This window comes from Pseudoalteromonas sp. SWXJZ94C (assembly GCF_015864385.1).
Taxonomy (GTDB): domain Bacteria; phylum Pseudomonadota; class Gammaproteobacteria; order Enterobacterales; family Alteromonadaceae; genus Pseudoalteromonas.
Genome location: NZ_JADYXF010000035.1, coordinates 50,632 through 57,441 on the forward strand (window position 1 = coordinate 50,632; position 6,810 = coordinate 57,441).

A 6,810-nucleotide genomic window follows, 5' to 3' on the forward strand; every position below is an offset into this window, starting at 1 on the left:
GGAATAACTAAAATAAAAAAGGCCTTACAAATGTAAGGCCTTTTACTTTAAATTTAGTTTACTTATCTGGCATAAGGGTCAGCAAGTATTTTATCTACATACCATCTGCCTTTTTTACGCAACATACTTACGCTACGCATTTCATCAATTTTTCCACCGTTCAAATAACCAGTAAAAATAAGATTTATTTTAGCGCTGTCGCCATATTGCTCACGCAAACTCATATTTGACATGTCAACTTCAATTACAACTTCATCGTATTGCATATTGACTAAGTTACGTGAAAATTGTTTTGCTGTACCGTAAGATTTCATTATACGAGTGAGGTTTGGCGTTGCTAAAGTAGAAGCTTTTTGAAGATCCTGCTGATTATATAATGCATCAAAGTAAGCGGCTGCTGTTTCGCCTGGAGTGTCGTTAAGTGATTTTACATTATCACCACAGGCTGCTAAAAAGAGACAAATAATTAGGCTTAATAAACTACTGATTTTTTTCATACTGATTATTATTAATTAATTTTTTAAAGTGTGTGATTAATCAGTGAGGATGTAAAGCTGGGATGAGTAATAAATATAAAATTAGACAATAAATAATAAAAAAGGATGCCTAAAGCATCCTTTTAAAGGTTACCAAAAATAATTATTGTACTAGTTCTTGATCGCTAAACTCTTCATCAAACATAGGGCTTGATAAGTAACGTTCAGTTGCACTAGGTAAAATAACAACAATATTTTTATCAGCATTTTCTGGTTTTTCAGCAATTCGCTTAGCTGCAACAACCGCTGCACCTGACGAAATACCCACTAAAATACCTTCTTTTTTCATTAACTGATGTGACATTGCAATTGCGTCTTCGTTAGAAACAAGTTCTGCGCCATCAATTAAATCCATATCTAGGTTGCCAGGAATAAAGCCTGCACCAATACCTTGGATTTTATGAGGACCTGGTTTAATTTCTTCACCAGCAAGCGTTTGACTAATAACTGGAGAGTTAGTTGGCTCAACAGCTATCGATTTAACGTTTAGACCTTTTTCTGTTTTAAGGTAACGACTAACACCTGTAATAGTACCACCAGTACCTACACCTGCTACAAAAAAGTCTACTTTGCCATCAAGCGCATCGTAAATTTCAGGACCCGTCGTTTCAAAGTGAATTTTAGGGTTTGCAGGGTTTTCGAATTGTTGTAATAAAATATATTTATCAGGTGCTGTTGCTTGAATCTCTTTTGCTTTTTCAATTGCACCATTCATACCTTTAGCACCGTCGGTAAGTACTAGATTCGCACCTAGCGCTTTTAATAGCTTGCGACGTTCTAAGCTCATGGTATTTGGCATTGTAAGTGTTAATTTATAACCACGTGCTGCAGCAACAAAGGCTAAAGCAATACCAGTATTACCTGAAGTTGGCTCGATAAGTTCTTTACCTTCAACAAGCTGACCTGATTTTTCAGCTTCCCAGATCATTGATGCACCAATACGGCATTTGATGCTAAAGCTAGGATTACGAGATTCAACTTTAGCGTATACATTCCCACCTGTAACACTGTTAAGTTTTACCAGCGGTGTATTACCGATGCTTAGTGAGTTATCTTCAAAAATAGTAGACATAATGTTCCTTTGGATACAATCGGATCAACGTGTTAATAGCTTTTGCTACTAACTATATAGTCACACTTTACTGAGAGTTTAAAAAAACTAAAGTAAAGTTTGGCTATAACATATATCTATTGAGCTTATAACTAAGTGAAATAAAAATCCACAATAGCCGGGGCTTTAGTTATTGAAGGAGTGCGATTAATTAAAAGTTAATTCGATCAAACTTTGTTTGAGTAAAGTCCTGTATTTATTTAATACATTTTATATACAAAAACGTTAAGGATTGTTGGTTATTTGTCCGAATGAACCACTGTTGAACAGTTTTATGACACAAGCTAAGTAAAACATGATAAAAACACGTATCTAAATTCAATTAAGCAATCACAATGAAGTTAATCTTAAAATTAATTGCCGGTATTGTGGCCGGTATTTTGGTCGGTCTTTACGTACCTTTAATTGGTGTTGAACTTTTATTTACCGTAAAAGAGTTTATCGGTCAAATTATCTCCTTTACCATTCCCCTTATTATTTTATTTTTTATTGCGTCGGGTATTGCCGGTTTACCAAAGGGATCTGGGCACTTATTAGGAAAAACAGTTGGTTTTGCTTATAGCTCTACGATTATTGCCGGAACACTCGCTTTTTTATTAGTAAGCGCTGTTATACCGTTTTTAAGTGGCGGCATTACATTTGAAGCTGAAGTGGCTACTGAGATTGGTAGCTTTATTGATTTAGAAATTCCACCATTAATGGGTGTAATGACGGCATTGGTAACTGCTTTTGTGTTTGGTATTGGCATGAGCCAACTAGAACTTGATACGCTTAAAAAAGTATCTGATCAAGGTCGTGATGTAGTTGATGGTTTACTTTCGAAAGTAATTATTCCAGCTTTACCATTTTATATTGCTGGCGTATTTGCCGAAATGACGGTGGCAGGCACTGTGGTAGATACATTGCAAACATTTGGTGTTGTATTAATAGCGGCACTTGTTATGCATTGGTTATGGCTAAGTGTTTTATATATAGCTACTGGGGTGTTACTTAAACGCAACCCAATAGAACTAGTTAAAAATATGCTACCTGCTTACTTTACTGCTTTAGGTACTATGTCGAGTGCGGCGACTATTCCGGTGTCATTACAATCAAGTAAAGCAAATAACGTTAAAGAAGACGTTGCTAACTTTACAGTGCCTCTTTGCGCGACTATTCATTTATCTGGCTCTACTATAACAATAGTTACGTGTGCAATGGCTGTTATGTTTTTGTCACCAAGTATGGAAGTACCTTCATTAATGGGGATGCTACCGTTTATTATGATGTTAGGTGTAGTAATGATTGCTGCACCAGGTGCTCCAGGTGGTGCAGTAATGTCTGCTCTTGGATTATTAACGAGTATGCTTGGTTTTAATGAAGGGGCGGTTGCACTGATGATTGCACTTTATTTAGCACAAGATAGTTTTGGTACTGCGTGTAATGTAACGGGTGATGGTATCATTGCATTATGGGTTGACCGATTTAGTGAAAAATCGTCAGCTTAAAAGGTTATATTAAGCTGTCAGAGCGAAACAATAATATTAGTTATTGTTTCGCTCTATGTATGTTACTGTGGCAAATTAATTTTATTAAATTGCATGTTGTTAGGTAAGTGAGGATGTTCCATTGATTAATGTACTTTTAGTTGATGACCATGAACTTGTACGAACAGGTATCAAGCGTATTCTTGATGACGTACGAGGGTTTAAAGTAATTGGCGAAGCTAAAACTGGTGAAGAGGCGGTGCAGTTTTGTCGTCAGCACGCGCCAAACATAGTATTAATGGATATGAATATGCCAGGTATGGGCGGATTAGAGGCGACTAAAAAAATCTGTCGCTATTGCCCTGATGTGAAAATCATTGTGCTTACTGTTAATTGCGAAGACCCGTTTCCGAGCAAAGTAATGCAGATTGGCGCGCATGGCTTTTTAACCAAAGGTGCGGGTTCTGACGAAATGGTACGTGCTATTCGCTGCGTTCATGCCGGTCAACGTTATATAGCGCCAGAAATTGCACAACAAATTGCATTAGCACAAGTAACGGGTCGCACAGATGAAAACCCATTTCAGAGTTTATCTGAGCGAGAGCTACAAATTATGCTTATGATCACTAAAGGTGAAAAAGCACAAGATATAGCTGAGCGTTTGAATCTAAGTTCTAAAACAGTAAATAGCTATCGCTACCGTATGTTTGAAAAGTTAAATGTAGGTGGTGATGTTGAGCTTACTCATTTAGCTATTCGCCATAAAATGATTGATATAGACGTTTCGTACTAACTATAATTTATGTCTGAATTTGATCACGTACATTTCCTTAAAACACTATCAAGCGAGCCGGGTGTTTACCGTATGCTTGATAGTAAAGACCAAGTTATTTATGTTGGTAAAGCCAAGCACCTAAAAAAACGGGTGAGTAGTTACTTTAGAAGTAACATTACCGACAGTAAAACGCGTGTTTTAGTGAGTAATATTTGTGATATTGAAGTCACGCTTACGAATACTGAAACCGAAGCGCTGTTGCTTGAAAATAATCTTATAAAAAAATACCAACCTCGTTACAACATATTATTACGCGATGACAAGTCGTACCCTTATATTTTACTCACCAGCCATAAACACCCACGTTTAGCGTTTCATCGTGGCAGTCGTAAAGTAAAAGGTGAGTACTTTGGACCATTTCCAAGCGCTGGAGCTGTCTCAGAAAGCTTGCGTTTAATGCAAAAAATATTCCCGGTCCGCCAATGTGAAGATGCATATTATCGCGCAAGAAGTCGTCCATGTTTACAATATCAGCTTAAACGCTGCTCAGCTCCATGTGTAAATAAAGTAACGGATGATGACTATAGTGAGCAAGTTGATTACGTTCGCAAATTTTTAACTGGAAAATCGCACGAAGTAATTGCCGACTTAATAAAAAAAATGGAAGGGGCGAGCAAGCAGTTAAACTTTGAATTAGCTGCAAAAGTACGCGACCAAATAATGCTACTTCGTAAAATGCAGGAGCAACAATCTATTTCAGGTAATTTTGCTGAAATGGATGTAGTGGGTTTTGCTCATTTGAATGGTTTAAACGGCATTCATTTATTAATGATCCGAGATCATAAAGTATTAGGCAGTAAAACATATTTCCCAAAAGTGCCTAAAGATTCTGGCGAACAAGAAATACTTACTTCATTTTTAGGTCAGTATTACTTAGCTCCCGGAGCGACAGGGCGTATTGCAAAAGAAATCATACTGCCATTCGAAATAGAAGAAAGCCAAGTATTGGGTGAAGCACTCACGCAAATAAGCGAACGTAAAGTAACACTTAAAGTTGTTACTCGAGGTGAACGTGCTCAATACTTACAACTCGCAAATAAAAATGCATTAAATAGCATAGCAGTTAAACAAAGTACCCAAGACTCTATTAATAAACGTTATGCACAATTAAAAGCAACATTACGTCTTGATGATATAACCCGAATGGAATGTTTTGACATAAGTCACACCATGGGGGAGAACACAGTTGCAAGTTGTGTTGTATTTGATTCGCAAGGACCAAATACAAAAGAATACAGACGATATAACGTAACGGGAATTACAGGTGGTGATGATTATGCTGCAATGGAGTTTGCACTTAACAAACGCTATAACAAATTAGTAGATGAAGATAAGATTCCTGATGTTATCTTTATTGATGGTGGTAAAGGGCAATTAGGGCGTGCTGAACAATATTTTTCTAATTGGCCGCATGCAAAAATGCCTTTATTAGTCGGTGTTGCAAAAGGGACCAGCCGTAAACCGGGTCTTGAAACACTATTAATTGACGGTGGTCGAAAAACTATCCCAATGGATTCGGATGCACCTGCGCTACATTTAATACAGCATATACGCGATGAATCTCATCGATTTGCTATTGCTGGGCATCGAAATAAGCGCCAAAAACAACGAACACAATCATTGTTAGAAGAAATAAATGGAGTAGGTTCTACACGCCGCCAAACATTATTAAAATATTTAGGGGGCATGCAGGGAGTAAAAGCTGCTAATATAGAACAGTTAAAGAAAGTTCCTGGGATCAGCCCTGACATGGCTGAGAAGATATTTAACCATTTGCATGACAAGGGCTAGCCCTACATGCGAATATAGCAAAAAAGACATATCCAAGTAGTTATGTGGAATATTCCAAACACACTCACAACATTTAGACTTTTTCTTATCCCCGTATTTTTGGTGATATTTTACTTGCCTTATAGCTGGTCGCTTTTCGCTGCTGCTTTTATTTTTTGGCTTGCGTCAATTACAGATATACTTGATGGTTATTTAGCTCGTAAACTTGAGCAATCAACTCCATTTGGTGCCTTTTTAGATCCCGTTGCTGATAAAGTAATGGTGTGCGCTGCGTTAGTTGCACTATCGGATCATTATCAATCTATGTATATGACTATTCCTGCACTTATTATTATAAGTCGTGAGATAATTATATCAGCACTTCGTGAATGGATGGCTGAACAAGGTAAGCGCGGTAATGTGGCCGTGTCCAATATGGGTAAAATAAAAACAGCTGCACAAATGCTAGCCATTATAGGTCTAATTTGGCAATACGATACTTGGATGAACTATCTAAGTTTTGGCTTATTGTATATAGCGACGTTTTTAACCTTGAGTTCTATGGTGCAATATTTGCGTGCAGCATGGGGTGAATTGACTAAAAATTAACTGTAAACGTATAATAACGCACCATTTTAGATAAAAAACAAGCAAACAGTTCAAAACTATCATTTTTTGTATTGACGCGTTTAATAATCTCTGTAGAATGCGTCCGTGTTGAGAGGGCATAGCCCCCGAGATAAACAAAACGGTAATTAATCAGTTACCTGAATGTTCACATAAATCATCATGTGTTAATTCAACTAACTGATAAATAAAATGCGGTACTAGCTCAGTTGGTAGAGCGCGACCTTGCCAAGGTCGAGGTCACGAGTTCGAGCCTCGTGTACCGCTCCAATTTATCTGGATACACTGGGGCGGAATGGCAGAGTGGCCATGCACCGGATTGCAAATCCGTTTACCTCGGTTCGACTCCGGGTTCCGCCTCCATATAATTTACTCCACACGCTTTAATTAGCAAACTCGATGCCCGAGTGGTGGAATTGGTAGACACAAGGGATTTAAAATCCCTCGACTAACAAGTCGTGCCGG

The 6,810-nt window shown here is 37.7% G+C and carries 6 protein-coding genes and 2 tRNA genes; 6 read left to right on the forward strand and 2 right to left on the reverse strand.

Features of this window, described 5'->3' with window-relative positions; genetic code table 11:
* Positions 1-62 precede the first annotated feature (62 nt).
* Complete coding sequence (locus tag I6F65_RS15200; RefSeq protein ID WP_024611316.1) at positions 63-497, reverse strand: hypothetical protein; 435 nt, start codon at positions 495-497, stop codon at positions 63-65.
* Positions 498-639: 142 nt separating this feature from the next.
* Positions 640-1,608 (reverse strand): cysteine synthase A, encoded by a 969-nt coding sequence (cysK, locus tag I6F65_RS15205; RefSeq protein WP_197113708.1) that lies wholly within the window; start codon positions 1,606-1,608, stop codon positions 640-642.
* A gap of 374 nt (positions 1,609-1,982) precedes the next feature.
* Between cysK and I6F65_RS15210 the strand changes: the two genes are divergently transcribed.
* From I6F65_RS15210 to I6F65_RS15235, 6 genes are all read left to right on the forward strand, one after another.
* A complete protein-coding gene (locus tag I6F65_RS15210) occupies positions 1,983-3,134 on the forward strand; it encodes a dicarboxylate/amino acid:cation symporter (protein ID WP_024611318.1) in 1,152 nt (383 codons plus the stop codon).
* A 121-nt stretch (positions 3,135-3,255) separates the two neighbouring features.
* Entirely contained in the window at positions 3,256-3,906 is a 651-nt protein-coding gene (gene uvrY / locus I6F65_RS15215) for a UvrY/SirA/GacA family response regulator transcription factor (RefSeq protein ID WP_007377972.1), read from the forward strand.
* Between the two features lie 9 nt (positions 3,907-3,915).
* Positions 3,916-5,739 carry an excinuclease ABC subunit UvrC gene (gene uvrC / locus I6F65_RS15220; protein ID WP_024611319.1) on the forward strand — a complete coding sequence of 608 codons (1,824 nt, stop codon included), beginning with the start codon at positions 3,916-3,918 and terminating at the stop codon, positions 5,737-5,739.
* 42 nt (positions 5,740-5,781) lie between these two features.
* Positions 5,782-6,327, forward strand: coding sequence for a CDP-diacylglycerol--glycerol-3-phosphate 3-phosphatidyltransferase (gene pgsA, locus I6F65_RS15225; protein ID WP_033024409.1), 546 nt, complete (start codon positions 5,782-5,784; stop codon positions 6,325-6,327).
* 212 nt (positions 6,328-6,539) lie between these two features.
* Positions 6,540-6,615, forward strand: a tRNA-Gly gene (locus tag I6F65_RS15230).
* A gap of 19 nt (positions 6,616-6,634) precedes the next feature.
* Positions 6,635-6,708, forward strand: a tRNA-Cys gene (locus I6F65_RS15235).
* The last annotated feature ends 102 nt before the right edge of the window (positions 6,709-6,810 follow it).

Coding starts and splice junctions, on each gene's coding strand:
- pgsA (WP_033024409.1), top strand. CDS start 5,782: ATGTGGAATATTCCAAACACACTCACAACATTTAGACTTTTTCTTATC.
- I6F65_RS15210 (WP_024611318.1), top strand. CDS start 1,983: ATGAAGTTAATCTTAAAATTAATTGCCGGTATTGTGGCCGGTATTTTG.
- uvrC (WP_024611319.1), top strand. CDS start 3,916: ATGTCTGAATTTGATCACGTACATTTCCTTAAAACACTATCAAGCGAG.
- cysK (WP_197113708.1), bottom strand. CDS start 1,608: ATGTCTACTATTTTTGAAGATAACTCACTAAGCATCGGTAATACACCG.
- I6F65_RS15200 (WP_024611316.1), bottom strand. CDS start 497: ATGAAAAAAATCAGTAGTTTATTAAGCCTAATTATTTGTCTCTTTTTA.